This window comes from Myxococcus sp. AB025B, assembly GCF_006518215.1.
GTDB classification, from domain to species: Bacteria; Myxococcota; Myxococcia; order Myxococcales; family Myxococcaceae; genus Myxococcus; species Myxococcus fulvus.
On the sequence record NZ_SRLW01000003.1, the window covers coordinates 17,257 to 32,784 of the forward strand.

The 15,528-nt window shown below is 69.7% G+C and carries 13 protein-coding genes; 6 read left to right on the forward strand and 7 right to left on the reverse strand.

Annotated features, from left to right (window positions below; genetic code table 11):
* Nucleotides 1-160 precede the first annotated feature (160 nt).
* On the forward strand, nucleotides 161-1,768 hold the full coding sequence (locus FL311_RS00905) for a bifunctional UDP-sugar hydrolase/5'-nucleotidase (RefSeq protein ID WP_141322896.1): 1,608 nt from the start codon (nucleotides 161-163) through the stop codon (nucleotides 1,766-1,768).
* Nucleotides 1,769-1,995: 227 nt separating this feature from the next.
* Nucleotides 1,996-3,054, forward strand: a complete 1,059-nt coding sequence (locus FL311_RS00910) for a 2-oxoglutarate and iron-dependent oxygenase domain-containing protein (RefSeq protein WP_228556605.1) — start codon at nucleotides 1,996-1,998, stop codon at nucleotides 3,052-3,054.
* 4 nt (nucleotides 3,055-3,058) lie between these two features.
* Here the strand turns inward: FL311_RS00910 and FL311_RS00915 are convergent, their stop codons facing one another.
* Both FL311_RS00915 and FL311_RS00920 read right to left on the reverse strand, forming a co-directional pair.
* Complete coding sequence (locus FL311_RS00915) at nucleotides 3,059-3,832, reverse strand: YdcF family protein (protein WP_141322898.1); 774 nt, start codon at nucleotides 3,830-3,832, stop codon at nucleotides 3,059-3,061.
* Between the two features lie 10 nt (nucleotides 3,833-3,842).
* Nucleotides 3,843-4,688, reverse strand: coding sequence for an NAD(+)/NADH kinase (locus FL311_RS00920; protein WP_141322899.1), 846 nt, complete (start codon nucleotides 4,686-4,688; stop codon nucleotides 3,843-3,845).
* A 118-nt stretch (nucleotides 4,689-4,806) separates the two neighbouring features.
* Here FL311_RS00920 and FL311_RS00925 point away from each other — a divergent pair, with 118 nt between their 5' ends.
* Both FL311_RS00925 and FL311_RS00935 read left to right on the forward strand, forming a co-directional pair.
* Nucleotides 4,807-6,141 carry a replication-associated recombination protein A gene (locus FL311_RS00925; protein WP_141322900.1) on the forward strand — a complete coding sequence of 445 codons (1,335 nt, stop codon included), beginning with the start codon at nucleotides 4,807-4,809 and terminating at the stop codon, nucleotides 6,139-6,141.
* 765 nt (nucleotides 6,142-6,906) lie between these two features.
* Nucleotides 6,907-7,362, forward strand: coding sequence for an SMI1/KNR4 family protein (locus FL311_RS00935; protein ID WP_141322902.1), 456 nt, complete (start codon nucleotides 6,907-6,909; stop codon nucleotides 7,360-7,362).
* A 157-nt stretch (nucleotides 7,363-7,519) separates the two neighbouring features.
* On the opposite strand, the gene FL311_RS00940 is transcribed toward FL311_RS00935, so the two are convergent.
* The 3 genes from FL311_RS00940 to FL311_RS00950 form a co-directional block, all read right to left on the reverse strand.
* Nucleotides 7,520-8,980, reverse strand: coding sequence for a sigma-54 dependent transcriptional regulator (locus FL311_RS00940; RefSeq protein ID WP_141322903.1), 1,461 nt, complete (start codon nucleotides 8,978-8,980; stop codon nucleotides 7,520-7,522).
* The gene (locus FL311_RS00945; protein WP_141322904.1) at nucleotides 8,977-10,557 is read right to left on the reverse strand and encodes an ATP-binding protein; all 1,581 of its coding nucleotides are present in this window, start codon (nucleotides 10,555-10,557) and stop codon (nucleotides 8,977-8,979) included. Before FL311_RS00945 ends, FL311_RS00940 begins: the two co-directional genes overlap by 4 nt.
* A 168-nt stretch (nucleotides 10,558-10,725) precedes the next feature.
* Nucleotides 10,726-11,667, reverse strand: a complete 942-nt coding sequence (locus FL311_RS00950; RefSeq protein WP_223745341.1) for a diguanylate cyclase — start codon at nucleotides 11,665-11,667, stop codon at nucleotides 10,726-10,728.
* 132 nt (nucleotides 11,668-11,799) lie between these two features.
* On the opposite strand from FL311_RS00950, the gene FL311_RS00955 reads away from it, so the two are divergent.
* Both FL311_RS00955 and FL311_RS00960 read left to right on the forward strand, forming a co-directional pair.
* Nucleotides 11,800-12,588, forward strand: a complete 789-nt coding sequence (locus tag FL311_RS00955) for a glycosyltransferase family 2 protein (RefSeq protein ID WP_141322906.1) — start codon at nucleotides 11,800-11,802, stop codon at nucleotides 12,586-12,588.
* Between the two features lie 7 nt (nucleotides 12,589-12,595).
* Entirely contained in the window at nucleotides 12,596-13,444 is an 849-nt protein-coding gene (locus FL311_RS00960; RefSeq protein ID WP_141322907.1) for a carbohydrate deacetylase, read from the forward strand.
* A gap of 234 nt (nucleotides 13,445-13,678) precedes the next feature.
* Here FL311_RS00960 and FL311_RS00965 read toward each other — a convergent pair whose 3' ends face one another.
* Nucleotides 13,679-14,350, reverse strand: a complete 672-nt coding sequence (locus FL311_RS00965) for a class I SAM-dependent methyltransferase (RefSeq protein ID WP_141322908.1) — start codon at nucleotides 14,348-14,350, stop codon at nucleotides 13,679-13,681.
* The gene (locus FL311_RS00970) at nucleotides 14,347-15,480 is read right to left on the reverse strand and encodes a mannosyltransferase family protein (RefSeq protein ID WP_141322909.1); all 1,134 of its coding nucleotides are present in this window, start codon (nucleotides 15,478-15,480) and stop codon (nucleotides 14,347-14,349) included. Before FL311_RS00970 ends, FL311_RS00965 begins: the two co-directional genes overlap by 4 nt.
* Between the last annotated feature and the right edge of the window lie 48 nt (nucleotides 15,481-15,528).

Here is a 15,528-nt window from a genome sequence, read left to right on the forward strand (position 1 = left end):
AACTTTCACCCATGACACACTGCGGCGACTTTCCTGGCTGTCCTGGGATGGTCGTGACTCAGGGGCCTGAGGTGAAGGCGGGTGTGCTCGCGTTCGTCGCGTGAGTGCGCTACTCCGGCGAGCCCGGCGCCGTGCGGGCGCCCCTGGAGAACGACTCGCGATGACGACGACGACAGCGCTGGCCCGACGTGGGGCCCTGCTCCTGCCGCTCGCGCTGCTGCTGACGCTGGCCCCGGGCCTCGGCCAGGGCGCGGCGCCCTCGGGCACCACGCGCCTGACGTTGCTCCACCTGGCGGACGTGTACCAGGTGCAGCCCCAGCAGGAGCACGGGGGCCGGGGGGGCCTGGCGCGGGTGGCCACGCTGCGCAAGCGGGTGCTGAGCGAGTCCCCGCACGTGCTGACGCTGCTGGGCGGCGACACGCTGTCCCCGTCGGTGGAGTCGCTGCTGGAGGTGGACGACCAGGCGCTCAAGGGTCGGCACATGGTGGACGCGTGGAACGCGCTCGGCCTGGACGTGGCGGTGCTGGGCAACCACGAGTTCGACTTCGGCGACGACGTGCTGAAGGAGCGCATCCGCCAGTCGCGCTTCACCTGGCTGGGCGCCAACGTCGTCGACGGGAAGACGGGCACGCTGTTCGAGGGCGTCAAGGCGTACGAGGTGCGGGAGCTGGGTGGCGTCCGCGTGGGCCTGTTCGGCGTGGTGCTGCCGGAGACCAAGACCTCGACGAAGGCCGGGCCCGACACGCTGTTCACCGACTTCTGCCAGGCGGCGCGGGAGGCGGTGGCGAAGCTGCGCGAGGACGGGGCGCAGGTGGTGGTGGGCCTGACACACCTGGAGCTGGCGCAGGACCGGCAGCTGGCGAAGTGCGTGAAGGTCGACGCCATCCTGGGGGGACATGACCACGTGGGCGCCAATGACCGCACCGCCGGCACGCCCATCTTCAAGGTGCCCGCGGACGCGCTGGAGCTGGGCCGGCTCACGCTGGACGTGGACACGGCCACGGGCAAGGTGCGCAAGCTGTCCTGGGCGCGGCTGCCCGTCACGAAGAAGGTACCCGAGGACGCGGAGTTCAACGCGGCCATGAAGCCCTACGAGGCGCTGTTCGCCAGGCTCGCGGAGCCGGTGGGCAGGACGCCCGTGGCGCTCGACGCCCGCGGCACGCAGGTGCGCTCGCGCGAGACGAACCTGGGCTCGCTCGTCGCGGACATCTTCCGCGAGGCGGCCGGCGCCGAGGTGGCCTTCGTCAACGGGGGCGCGCTGCGCGCCGACACCATCCTCCCCGCCGGCACGCTCACGCGCAGGGACCTGCACGCGCTGATGCCCTACACCGACGAGCTGGTGGTGGTGGAAATCCCCGGCGCCACGCTGCGCGCCGCGCTGGAGAACGGCGTCAGCCTGAGCCGCGAGGACGCGCGCCCCGGCCGCTTCCTCCAGGTCTCCGGCATGCGCTTCACCTTCGACGCACGCAAGCCGCCGGGCTCGCGCGTCGTCGACGTGAAGGTGAACGGCAAGCCGCTCGACGACGCGGCCACGTACCGGCTCGCCACGCTGAGCTTCCTCACCAGCGGCAAGGACGGCTACGACATGCTCAAGGGGCTGCCCTCCACGCCCGCGATGAAGGACGGGCGCACGCCGCTGGACCTGCTCGCGCAGGCGCTGCACTCGGGCAAGCCCGCGCCGCGCGCGAAGGCCGAGGGCCGCATCGTCCGCCTGGATGGCGCGACGCTCTCACACGACGCGCGCCGACCCTCGCCTCCCCTGAAATAAACCCCCGGCGGAATTCGCGCGCCCTCGCATCCACTTCCCGACAATCTGCCCCCCCGAAACCTGGGTGGATTTGGCCCCGTGTCTGGCGATGAACGCGAGGGATTGCTCCACTCGCGCGCCGGCGGAGCGCCCCCGTCGCATCTTCCGACTCGGCCAGCTTGTTTCCGGGAGCGCCCCCAGCCCACCCCCACCCGGGAGCGCCCATGGCCGAGTTGGAGACATTCCGTTTGCCGCACGTCGTGAGTGGAAGTGAAGCCGATGTCGCGCTCGGGCTCGCGATGATTCGAGCCTGGCGACGCGACGGCATCTTCCAGATTCGCATGAGCCCCGCGCAGGCGGACAAGGCCCGTCACGCCTTCGAGCTGAGCCGGCGCTTCTTCCGCCAGCCCTTGGAGGAGAAGCAGCGCTGCGTGAGTGACTCGACGTACTCGGGCTACGTCGCCTCCGGCGAGGAGCTGACCGCGGGCGAGGCCGACTACTCGGAGGTCTTCACCGTCTGCAAGGACGTGCCCCTCACCGACGCGCGCGTGCAGTCCGGCTGGCCCTGCCATGGCCCCGCGCCCTGGCCGGATGAGGCCTATCGGCTGGGCATGAAGGCGCACACCGAGGAGCTCGGCTCCGCGGGGGAGCGGCTGCTGCGGCTCGCCGCGCTGGGACTGGGCCTGGACATCGGCGCGCTCACCGCGCTGACGAAGGACGGCTGGCATCACATGCGCGTGCTGCGCTTTCCCGCACGCTCCCCCGCAACGACGCGGGGCATCGGCGCGCACACGGACTACGGCATGCTCGTCATCGCCGCGCAGGACGACGTGGGCGGCCTGTGGGTCCGCCCGCCCGTCGAGGGCGAGCCGCGCAAGCGCAACTGGCTGCCGGGCGAGAGCTCCGCGGGCATGTACGAGCACGACGAGCCGTGGACCTTCGTGAAGCCCGTCCCCGACGTGCTGACGGTGTTCCCCGGCGACATCCTGCAGTTCCTCACGCGGGGCTATCTGCTGTCGACGCCGCACAAGGTGGTGCTCGCCTCACGCGAGCGCTTCGCGATGGCGTACTTCCACGAGCCCCACTTCGAGGCCTGCGTCCGCCCGCTGAAGGACCCCACGCGCGACGAGTTCATCCACTACGGCACGCACTTCACGCACATGTTCATGCGCTGCTACCCGGACCGCGTCACCACCCAGCGCATCCTCGACGAGGACCGGCTGACGACGCTCGCGTGGCTGCGGGAGGAGGCCGTCCAGCGCACCGCCCCCGTGGAAGAGGTGCCTCGACGACTCGCCGCGGGCTGACACGTCAGGGCGAAGTCCAACCCCGGAGCCGGTAGACGACGCGCCCCGCGAGCTCCCGGAGCACGTCCGTGCTCTGCGACAGCGCCCCGGCGCGGGGCAGCCACCCGAGCCGGCCCATGCGGAAGGCCGGCATCCTCGCGTCCACCGGCAGCGTGTCCGGGCGCAGGCCCACCGCGGCGAAGCACCCCTGCGCCCGGGGCATGTGGGCCGCGCTCGTCACCAGCAGCAGCCGCTTCCAGCCGCGCTCCTGGATGATGCGCGCGGACTCCACCGCGTTCTCGCGCGTGTTGCGGCTCTTGCCCTCGGTGACGATGCGCTCGGCGGGGATGCCCCAGTCCTGGAGCATGCGCGAGAGCACGTCCGCCTCCACCACCGCCGTGGGGCGAGGGTCCAGCGAGCCGCCGGAGATGAGCACGAAGCGGGCATGTCCCTCGCGCATCAAGTCATAGCCCCGGAGGATGCGCTCCGGCGCGGCGTTGAACTCGAGCCGCCCCGAGCGCTCCGTCGCGGAGGGGTCCAGCCCTCCGCCCAGGACGATGACGGCGTCGTAGGGCTCGCCGGGCTGGAACGTGTCGTGGGCCCCCTCCTCCACCTGGTACGTCAAGAGCGTGGACATCGCCTCGGTGGAGAAGACGTAGAGCACCAGGATGCCGGAGACGAGGAGCCCTCGGGCGAGCGCGGGGCGCAGCCGGGGCAGCCAGCTCACGAGGATGAGCAGCAGCGCCCAGGTGAGCGGCGCCAGGAACAGGTCCAGCACCTTCGAGAGGAACAGGAACACGGAGCGTCCGTCAGCGCTCGCCCCAGTGGAGCTTCTGCCGGAGGATGGAGAAGTAGGCCACGCGCGGGTTTCGCACCAGGTTGACCCGGTTGGCCGAGCGCACCACCTCGATGCAGTCACCGCCCTGCAGGCCGTGGCCCGTCTGGCCATCCAGCGTCAGGTACGTGTCGGCCGTCTCGCTGCGCAGGGTGATGCGGATGGTGCGGTCGGCGGGCACGACGATGGAGCGCTGGGTGAGCGCGTGCGAGCAGATGGGCGAGAGCACCGTGCAGTCCACGGACGGGTGGACGATGGGGCCGCCGGCGGACAGCGAGTACGCGGTGGAGCCCGTGGGCGTGGCGAGGATGACGCCGTCCGCCTTGTACGTGGTGATGGGCACACCATCGATGGAGGTCTCGTGGTCGGCGATGCGCGCCAGCGCGCCCTTGTTGATGACCACGTCGTTGAGGATTTCGTCCTCGATGAGCACGCGTCCGCCGCGAATCAGCCGGCAGGTGAGCTTCATGCGCGAGTCCACCTGGAAGCGGCCCGCGAGCACTTCCTCCAGCGTGGTGAACAGCTCCTCGACGGGGACCTCGGTCATGAAGCCCAGGCTGCCCAGGTTGACGCCGAGGATGGGCACCCCGCGTCCGCCGAGCAGCCGCGCCGCGTAGATGAGGGTGCCGTCCCCGCCGAGCACCACCGTGAGGTCCGCGCGCGACGCCAGCTCGCGGTCCTCCACGCGGGGCCAGCCCAGCTCGTGGGCCAGGGAGCGGTCTCCCAGGACGGTGAGGTGCGGGTAGGTCTCGCGGATGCGGGACGCCAGGGCCACCGCCTCGGGGTTGTCCTTCTTCGCGACGATGACGAGGGTCTGCACGCAGCCTGCTTCATAATCCAGCCAGGCGCCCGGGCGCTCCCCTGAATTATCGAAGGTCCCGCCCACCGGACAGACGCCCCGGCAGGCCCGCCTCCGGGGCGCTAGCTTTGAGGCGTCCATGGACCTCTTCGAACACGCAGGACAGCAGGAGCAGGCCCGCCGGGCGCCCCTCGCCGAGCGCATGCGACCGCGCGCCCTGGATGAGTTCGTCGGTCAGGAGCACCTCACGGGCGAGGGCCGGTTCCTGCGTCGGGCGCTAGAGGCGGACCAGGTCCCGAGCCTCATCCTCTGGGGTCCTCCCGGCACGGGCAAGACGACGCTCGCCTGGCTGGTGGCGCGCTCGACGGGCGCCGCGTTCGATTCGGTGTCGGCGGTGCTCGCGGGGGTGAAGGACATCCGCGAGACGGTGGCGCGGGCGCAGGAGCGCTGGAACCTGCATCGCCAGCGGACGTTCCTGTTCATCGACGAAATCCACCGCTTCAACAAGGCGCAGCAGGACGCGCTGCTGCCCCACGTGGAGAAGGGCACGGTGACGCTCATCGGCGCGACGACGGAGAACCCCTCGTTCGAGGTGAACGCGGCGCTGCTGTCTCGCTGTCGGGTCGTCACGCTGCGCGGGTTGGAGGACGAGGAACTGGTGGCGCTCCTGCGTCGAGCGCTCTTGGACACGCGCGGGTTGGGAGGACGGGTGACGGCGGACGACGACGCGCTGGAGTTCCTGGCGGCGTCGGCGGGCGGGGATGCGCGCAAGGCGCTGACGGGGCTGGAGGTGGCCGCGGCGCATGCGGGGGCACACGTGGACCGCAAGGCCGCGGAGGAGGCGCTCCAGCAGAAGACGCTGCTGTACGACAAGGGCGGCGAGGAGCACTACAACGTCATCAGCGCCTTCATCAAATCGATGCGCGGCAGTGACGTGGATGGGGCGCTGTACTGGATGGCGCGGATGCTGGAGGCGGGCGAGGACCCCATCTTCCTGTTCCGGCGCATGGTCATCTTCGCGTCGGAGGACATCGGCAACGCGGACCCGCGCGCGCTGAGCGTGGCGGTGGACGCGCTGAGGGCGTTCCAGTTGGTGGGCCTGCCGGAGGGCACGCTGCCGCTCACGCAGGCCGTCACGTACCTGGCGCTGGCGCCCAAGTCGAACGCGGTGCTGACGGCGTACACGTCCGCGCGCGAGGCCGTGACGAAGGAGGGCGCGCTGCCCGTGCCGATGCACCTGCGCAACGCGCCCACGAAGCTGATGAAGTCGCTGGGCTACGGCGGCGGCTACAAGTACCCGCACAACTTCGAGGGCAACTACGTCCCCGAGGACTACCTGCCCGACGAGCTGCGCTCACGGAGCTTCTACACGCCGACTCGCAACGGCGAGGAGGCGCGACTGGCGGAGCGGTACGAGGACATCCAGCGCCAGCTCGCGGAGAGGACACGCGAACCGGGTGAAGACGGCGAGTGAGCCTTTCAGAGGTGCGCTTACGAGACGTCCCCGGAGGACGGTGGCGAGGGCGCTTCGCGGCTCCACTCCGTCAGGGTCGCGTCCGTGAGCAGAGCTTCTCACGCCCAATGAATACTGGTTAAACTCGTTTCAATGCGTCGGCGATTGTGCGCGCTACTCCTTGTGCTTCTGTCATCCGCATGCGGCTCCGCGACAGTTGGAGCAGTTGGCCCACCCGCATCCGCCAAGTGGGTCGGCCCCCCGGTGCCCGGCCCCGGTGGGGGTCAACTCACGACAAGCATCTACTACGGCCCCTGGTCTTGCTCGGCCGCGTTCTGGCGTCGTTGCGAGGCGCGGTGCGCGGGCGAAGGCCATACCCTCAAAGGGTGCATCTGGCTCGCGGACATCAAGGGCGACTGGCGCGGCCGATTCCTCCTGCTTCCGGCGGAAGCCGGCGGACGGCTTGCCATCACCCACTGCTGCTGCGACTACGCGGAAGTGCCCGACGCGTCCGCACTCCGACGTGTGTGGAATGGCGCGCGACAAGGCTACCGCAACGCCTGGACCGAGGAGTTCGGAGCATGGCCGCGTATCCCCGGTGGGGATAACTGGCCCGGCCACCATATCCACGACCTGCTCCACGGAGGGCATCCGACAGCACGCAACAACGTGCTGCCCATGCACCCGGAAGTCCACCAGGTCATCAACGAGGCCTACCCCCAGTGCTACGCGGGCCATCCCCGCTGGCGCACCCCGGGCCCGGACCGGCCATACTCGGACTGACACATGCGCGCGCTACTCGAAGAGGTGGCGGCCAGCCACTTTCCCAATGCCCCGGCGACACCCAGGCAGATTGCCGCGTTCGAGGCCCGGGTCGGCTGGCGCCTTGATGACGACCTGCGCGCCTTCTACTCGTGCTTCGACGGGGCCACCCTGTTCGAGCCTCGCCCGGACGAGAAGTTTCGCATCCTCCCACTCGAGGAAATCCGGCGCGCACGCGTGGCCATGCGAGGTACGGACGACGACGCAATGGGCGCCTCGTCCTGGTGGACGCTCATCTATCTCGGGGACTCCGACTACAACCTCATCGACGTGGCCCGGCCCGGCAAGCCGTACCGCATCCTTGATGCATGGCACGAGGCCTTCCCCCGAAGGGTGGAAGAGATTGCCCCCTCTTTCGGCGCGTGGCTGGAGAAGACACTCCGCAGCGGCAATCAACTCTGGTGGTTGCCAGAGAAGTGACCTGCTGGGGGCTCAAGGGCTCAAAAGAGCCACTTCGTAAGGCTCTTCCGAGCCAGGAGTCCCCACTTCCCGAGAAACCAGCCCTCCGAAACGAACAGGCGCCGGTGAGGGAGTCCCTCACCAGCGCCAGGAGTTCATCCAGTTCGTCCCGTCGCGACTACGACGCGGCCTCGAGCGGCTCAGCGCCCTCGTCGTCCTTGAGGACGCGCGGCTTCATGGAGCGGCCCGCCACCTCGTACTGCTTGAGCAGCCGGCGGAAGTTGGAGCGGTCCACGCCCGCGGCGCGCGCCGCGCTGGAGACGTTCTGGTTGTTCTTCTCCAGGAGCGCCGACAGGTAGCGCCGCTCGAACGCCCGCATCGCCAGGCGCTTGGCCTGCGCGTACGGCAGGTGCGCCAGGCTGAACACCTCCACCGCCGAGTCGGCCTGAGGCGCCGACTGGAAGCCGGGCGGCAAATCCTCCACGTCGATGACGTCATTGCCCGTCAGCACCACCGCGCGCTCGATGACGTTCTCCAGCTCGCGCACGTTGCCCGTCCAACGGTTGCAGGTCAGGGCCTCCATCGCGCGCGGGGAGATGCCCGTCACCTTCTTGTCCGCCTTGGACGCGTACAGCTTCAGGAAGTGGTGCGCCAGCAGCGGCACGTCCTGCGGACGGTCCCGCAGCGGCGGCAGGTCGATGGTGATGACGTTGAGCCGGTAGAACAGGTCCTCGCGGAACTTGCCCTGCTCCTTCGCCCGCGACAGGTCCACGTGCGTGGCCGCGATGACGCGCACGTCCACCTTCACCGGCTCGTTGGCGCCCACCCGCTTGACCTCGCCCTCCTGGAGGACGCGGAGCAGACGCACCTGGGTCGCCGGCGGCACGTCGCCAATCTCGTCCAGGAAGATGGTGCCGCCGTCGGCCGCCTCGAACAGGCCCTTCTTGTTGCCCGTGGCGCCCGTGAAGCTGCCCTTCACGTGGCCGAACAGCTCGCTCTCCAGCAGCGTCTCCGTCAGCGCCGAGCAGTTGACGGCGACGAACGGCTTGTCCTTGCGCGAGCTGCGGTAGTGGATGGCGCGCGCCACCAGCTCCTTGCCCGTGCCGCTCTCACCCTGGATGAGCACCGTGGCCGTGGAGTGGCTCACCGTCTCCACCAGCTTGAACACCGAGCGCATCTGCGGCGACTGGCCGATGAGGTCCTCGAACTGGCTGCGCACGGTGAGCGCCTCTTCCAGCGCGCGGGTGCGGTCCTTGAGCGCCTTGCGCTCGGCCGCCTTGGCCACCGTGAGGCTCACCTCGTCGATGTTCTCGAACGGCTTGGTGAGGTAGTCGTACGCGCCCGCCTTCACCGCCTCCACCGCCGTCTCCACGGTGGCGAAGGCCGTCATCATGATGACCTCCACGTCCGGACGCTCGGCCTTGATGCCGCGGAGCAGGTCCATGCCGGACAGGTTCGGCATCTTGATGTCCAGGACGACGACGTCGATGGTCGGGTCCTTGGCCGCCGTCAGACCTTCCACCGCGTCATCAATGGCCACCACCGGGTGGCCCTCGCGCTGGAGAATCTGCGTCACGGCCTTGAGGACGACCGAATCGTCATCCACGACGAGGACTTTGGCGCGCTTGACTTGGTTCACGGCAACCTCTCGAGCTGCAGGGGAATGGGCAGGAAGACGGTGAAACGGGAGCCGGCGCCCACCTGGGTGTCGACGTGGAAGCTGCCCCCGTGGTCCTGGACGATGCGGTACGCGATGGACAGGCCCAGCCCGGTGCCTTCACCGGGGGGTTTGGTGGTGAAGGAGGGCTCGAAGATGCGCGGCAGGTGCTTCTCCTCGATGCCGCACCCCGTGTCGGTCACCGCGAAGAAGCAGCGGTCACCCTCACGGCCCGTCTCCAGCTTGAGCTGGCCTACACGCTCTGGAAGCGCCTGCAGGCCGTTCTGCAGCAGGTTCAACACCACCTGCGCGAGCGTGCCCGGGTCGCCATAAACCTTCGGAAGCCCGTCCTTCAAATCGAGCGACAGCTCCGCGCGCGGCGTCGTCTTCAGCTGCGCCCGGAAGAGCACCGCCGCGTCCTCCACGCACCGCGACAAGTCGAACAGCCGCCGGTCCTCCACGCGGCTGTGCCGGCTGAACTTCAGCAGGCTCTCGACGATGCGCTTGCACCGCAGCGCGCTCTCTTCAATCAGCCCCAGGGACTCCAGGTCCGCGTCGCTGCGGCCCGCGTCGCGGGACATGAGCTGGGCGAAGGCCAGGATGCCCCCCAGCGGATTGTTGATTTCATGCGCCACGCCCCCCGCCAGCTGCCCCACCGCCGCCATCTTCTCCGTCTCGATGAGCCGGCGCGTCATCGCCTGCTCCTCGGTGACGTCGCGATAGGTGCACACCACCCGCTCGTCCCCCGCCATGGGGTAGGCGGCCACCACGTACGTCCTGCCCCCCTGCTGCACCTCTCCGCGCGCGCCCTTGCCGCTCTCCATCGCCGCCGGCAACGGGCAGCCCGTGCACGGCTCGTTGCGACCGAAGAGATACCGGTAGCAGGCCATGTCGGACGGAATCTGCTCGATGGAGCGCCCCGCCACGTGCGCGTACGCCAGGTTCGCCCGCCGCACCGCGAAGTCGCGCCCGCGCACCACGCACAGCGGCGTCTCCATGCAGTCGAACGACAGCTCCCACTCGCGCTTGGCCTGGCTGAGCATCCGCGTGCGCTGGGCGACGCGCTCCTCCAGGTCCGCGTTGAGCAGCTTCAGCTCCGCGTTCTGCGCCGTCGTCACCCGGTACAGCCGCTCGTTCTCCGCCTGCAGCGCGTACTGCTCGAACGCGCTCTTGACCGTCAGCACCAGGTGGCTGTCGTTCCAGGGCTTGGAGATGAAGCGGAAGATCTCCGAGCGATTGATGGCCTCTTCGATGGCCTGCTGGTCCGCCTGGCCGGTGAGCATGATGCGCTGGGCGCGCGGCTCCTGCTGCTTCACCCGGGTGAGGAACTCCACCCCGTTCATGCCCGGCATCCGGAAGTCGGAGATGACGACCTCGGGGCGGAACGCCTCCACCGTGCGCAGCGCCTGCTCCGCGTCCGTCGCCGTCTCGATGTCCCAGTCCCCCCGGCGCAGCACCCGCCGGATGGACTTGAGGATGTTCTCCTCGTCGTCCACGAGCAGCAGCCGCCCGCGCGGCGCTGCTTCCGTCTGGGTTATCTGTGCGGCGAGGGGGCCCATGGGATTGTTTCCGTCCCATGACATTTGCAATGTGTCTGCCAGCCGGTGGGGCGCCGCAAACCCATGGAATCACGGGATGATTCGACTCCCCGACAATCGAGGAGCGGGGTCATCCTAGACTCCCCATACCATTGTGGGTCAAGACGACCCCAGGGTCTTTGACCCAGGTCACTCGCCCTGCGAGGGATTGGGCGGCAACAGGGGCATTTGAGAGTGGAGGCAGACCCTGTCCCTGCCCTCCGCCTTGGCCCGGTAGAGGGCCTCGTCGGCGGTGAGCAGCAGCTGCTCGGGGCTGAGGACCGTGCGGTGTGGGAAGCTGGAGAGGCCCAGTGACGCCGTCACCCGGAGCGAGCCCTGGGGCCCTACCTGCAGGGTCGCCAGGTCCTTGCGCACACGCTCCGCCACGGTGAGCGCGCCCGTCAGGTGGGTGCGCGGCAGCAGGACGGCGAACTCCTCCCCTCCGTAGCGGGCCACCAGGTCGGTCTCCCGCACGCTCTGCTGGAGGGCCGCCGCCACCTCTCTCAGGACGCCGTCCCCCGTGGTGTGGCCGTGCCTGTCGTTGACCTGCTTGAAGTGGTCCAGGTCCATGAGGATGAGCGACAGCGGGTCGTCGTAGCGCTGGGCCCGGCGGAACTCCTCGCGCAGCCGCTCCTGGAAGTGGCGGTGGTTGTGGACCCCCGTCAGCCCGTCCGTCGAGGACAGCCGCTGCAGCTCACCCACCTGGTTGGACAGCTGCGAAAATCGGGCGTGGACCGTCAGGCACCGGGCCACCCGCGCCCGTAATTCTTCCACGTCCCATGGGTCGAACATGACCTCGGCGCCGCGGGTGAGCGCCTCCAGCCAAGACTCGCGAGGTTCCCGGGGGGTCAGAACCATCACCGGAGGACCTGGCGGGCCCTCCTGGCCCAGCAGCTTGTCGAGCCAGTCACCGGTGACCTGTCTTCCGCCCACCCACACCACCAGGTCCACCTCCCTCGCCAGCCGGCCCACCTCCGGGCCCGGGGAAATCAGACGGAGGCAGTAGTCCTCCGGACCGAGGGCCCTCGCGAGGCGGGCCAGGGTTGACTCCGCTTCATCCACCACCAGCAGGGTATGAGGCCTAGAGGTCACAGTGTCCCCGTAAAATGGTGATTCCACGGTAGCACAGGGGTGTTCGCGAGTGGGAGCCCCCTGATTGATTTAGGACCCGGGCCTTGCTACCGAGCCGCCCGGAATCCCCTTCTCCGAGCATCGAGGTCCGTCGTGGCCAAGTACCCCAGCATCAGCCTCTTCCTCCCCGCATGGAACGAGGAGGACTACGTGGAGCGGGCGGTGAGTCGGGCGCTGGAGGCGCTGCCGCAGCTGACGGACGACTTCGAGATCATCGTGGTCAACGACGCGTCGACGGACCGCACGCAGGAGATTGCGGAAGGGATGGCGAAGCGGATTCCGCAGCTGCGGGTCATCAACCATCCGGTGAACCTGAAGCTGGGTGGGGCGATGCGCACGGGGCTGGCGGCCTCGACCAAGGACATCGTCGTCTACTCGGACATCGACCTGCCGTGGGACCTGCGGGAGCTGGAGCGCTCGCTGCACCTGATGGACTACCTGGAGGCGGACATGATCTGCGCCTTCCGGTTCGACCGCACGAGCGAGGGCCCCAAGCGCATCGTCTACTCGTTCGTCTACAACATGCTCATCCGGGCGCTGTTCGACATCCAGATCAAGGACGTCAACTTCAGCTTCAAGGTGATGCACCGGCGGGTGCTGGAGTCGATGGAGCTGAAGAGCCAGGGCTCGTTCATCGACGCGGAGCTGGTGGTGAAGGCCATCCGCAAGGGCTTCCGCGTGTTCCAGATGGGCGTGGACTACTTCCCGCGCACGCGTGGCGTGTCCACGCTGGCCTCGCCGTCGGTCATCGTGAAGATGGTGAAGGAGCTGGTGAAGCTCTACCCGGAGACGCGCACGCCCGCGCCGCCGTCGCAGCCGGTGCGCCTGCCGCCGTCGGTGCAGCCGCTGCGCACCGCGAACAGCCGCTCGGCGCGGGGCTGAGTCGTCCGTGAGCACGCGGCCCCGGCGCCTCATCGTCAACGCGGATGACCTGGGGCTGCACCCGTCCCTGGACGCGGGCATCCTGCGCGCGAACCGCGAGGGAATCGTCACCAGCGCCACGCTGCTCGCCATGGGGCCGACGGCGCCCGAGGCGGCGGCGCGCGCTCGTGGGCAGGGGCTCGCGGTGGGGTTGCATCTGGCGCTGTCCACGCGGCTCGAGCCCGCGGCGGGCGCTCACCAGGTCCCCACGGTGGCGCCGGACGGGCGGCTGCGGGCGAGCTGGGCGGAGTTCGCGAAGGCGTGGCTGACGGGGAAGGTGCGGCGCGCGGAGGTGGAGCTGGAGCTGGAGTCGCAGCTTCGACGCGCGCGAGAGCTGGGCGTGGAGGTGGACCACCTGGACGGGCATCAGCACCTGCACCTGCTGCCCGGTATCCGGCCGCTGGTCGAGGCGATGGCCGCGAGGGAGAAGCTGCCCGTGCGCTGGCCGGACGCCCTGCCCCGCGCGCGGTGGCTGCGCACGCCGGGCCCCGCGCTGAAGACGACGCTGCTCACGGTGCTGGCGCGCACGGCGCCCCGGGCTCGGCACGGCGTGCGTAGGGTGAGCGCGGGCGGCGTGTTCGAGGCGGGCCGGTTGGATGAGGCCGCGCTGCTGACGGTGCTGGACGCGATGCCGGCGGGCGACTTCGAGGTGGGTTGTCACCCCGGAGAGGGCACACCGCAGGTGCCCGAGGACCCGGCGTGGACCTACGCCTGGCAGGCGGAGCTGGAGGCGCTCACCAGCGCGCGAGTGAAGGCGCGGCTCGCCGAGCGAGGCATCCAGCTCCACTCCTACGGGACGCTCGCCTCCCCGACGTAGCGCACGTGCGATGGCGTGGATGCCCCGCGCCTCCGCTGCGCATGGTTGCGCGCGTTGCAGCCACCTCGCATGAGCAACGCGCGCCTCGGTGCGATGGCGCTCTACGGCGCGGCGTATTCACCTCGCCCCTGTGCCCGCCGAGGGGACTCCGCCTCCGCGGACGTAGCGCACACAGGACGTCGTGGCGCCCGACGCCACGACTCCACCACCTCGCGCACCGTGAGGCCCCAGCGACTACGGAGCACTCGCCTCCGCGACGTAGAGCACGTGCGGTGTGGTGTAGCCACGTCCCAGGTCCACCACCTCGCGCACCGTGAAGCCCGCGTCCTCCAAGAGCGCTCGCATCGCCGAGCGAGGCTTGAGCACCATGCCCCCGCTCGCCTTCGTGCGCCCCAGGAGCGACACCATCACCCACTCCTGCGCCAGCGCCTTGCGGTGCTTCCAGGAGCCATCCCCCTCCACCTCCTTCAACAACAGGCGCCCACCGGGGCGAAGCAGCCCGCGCGTCGTGCGCAGGAAGCCGGGCCACTTCTCCTCGGGCAACAGATAGAGCACGTCGCACACCACCGCCGCCTCGCACCTCCCCGGCAGCGCGGGCGCCAGCACCTCCTCCACCGTCCCCTCCGCCAGCCTCACCCGCGGCAGCCCCGCGAGCGCCTCGCGCGCCCACCCCACCTTGCGCGGGTCCGGGTCCACCGCGTGCACCTCCCGCTTCGGGTCCGACAGCGCCAGCAGCGCGGACAACAACCCGTGTCCACAGCCGATGTCCGCCACCGTGCCACCGGCGGGCATACGCTCCACCACCGCGAGCAGCGGCGCCGACGACGCGCGCGCATGCACGTGGAACCGCTCGGCCGCGGGCAGCCGGGAGTACAGCGCGAGGGCCTCGTCGAGGAGCGTGCTCATGAGATGTAGTAGTCCGCGCCGAACGCCCACGACAACACGAGCAACGACACCGCGCCCACCGCCAGCGCCCCCTGGAGCACGCGCGGCCGCTCACGCAAGAGCATCGCCCCCGTCAGGAACACAGGGAACGACGACAGCAGATACCGCCCCATCCCCATGAAGTCCTTCGTGGACCACGCGGGCAGCCCGACGATGGCCAGCACGTAGACGGCGTACCCCCACCCGAGCAGCTTGCGCGTGGGCCACACCAGCGCGAGCGCCAGGAGCGTGAAGAACGCGTGCGCCGCCAGCCGGAACGCCTCGCGCTTGTCCGTGGGGTTGAGCACCACGTGCTCGAACCACGACACCTTCAGCCACGTCCTCCACCCCGGCGTCTGCGCCCACCCCGCCGCGCCCTGCACCTTCACGAAGGCGAACGGGTCTCCGAACTGGTGCCACAGGTAGAGCATGTAGCAGCCGAACCCCACCCCCGAGAGCACCGGCAGGAAGTCCACCGCGGTCCACTTCTCGCCCCGCGCGTGCTTCCACTCGAGCCTGCGCACGAGCAGTCCCAGCACCACCGCGGGCGCCACGGGCCGTGCCGCCGTGGCCACCGCCGCCACCAGCACCGCCGGCCCCAGGTGCCCCTTCTCCAGGAGCACGAAGGACGTCACCACCAGCAGGACGAACAGCGCGTCCGAATACATGGCCCCGTAGAAGTACATCGTGAACGGGTACATCGCCATCAAGAGGCCCGCCTTGAGCGCGGTGTCCTCGTCCGCGAGCAGCCTGGCCCAGCGCGTGAACATCACCAGCGCGAGCGGACCGCACAGCAGCGTGATGAGCACCCCCGCCTGGTAGACGTTGGGCCCCAGGGTCTCCACCGCGCGGATGAGCAGCGGGTAGAGCGGGAAGAAGGCCACCGAGCTCTGCTCGCCCGGGGTGTACTGGTAGCCGTCCTGGGCAATCCGCATGTACCAGCTCGAATCCCACGCCACCCACCCCATGGTGACGTACTCGTCGAGCCGCACGACGGGGTTCTGCGGATTCTTGTGGAAGTAGCGCCACGCCCCGGCCGCGGCGGCGGCGCTGCAGAGCAGGACGGCGACCAGGACGACCAGGGCGATGGTGCGAGACGCGGAGCGGGCCATTCGGCCGGCAGGCTGGTCCCAGAACGCCGCCCCGGTCAAGCACCGGAG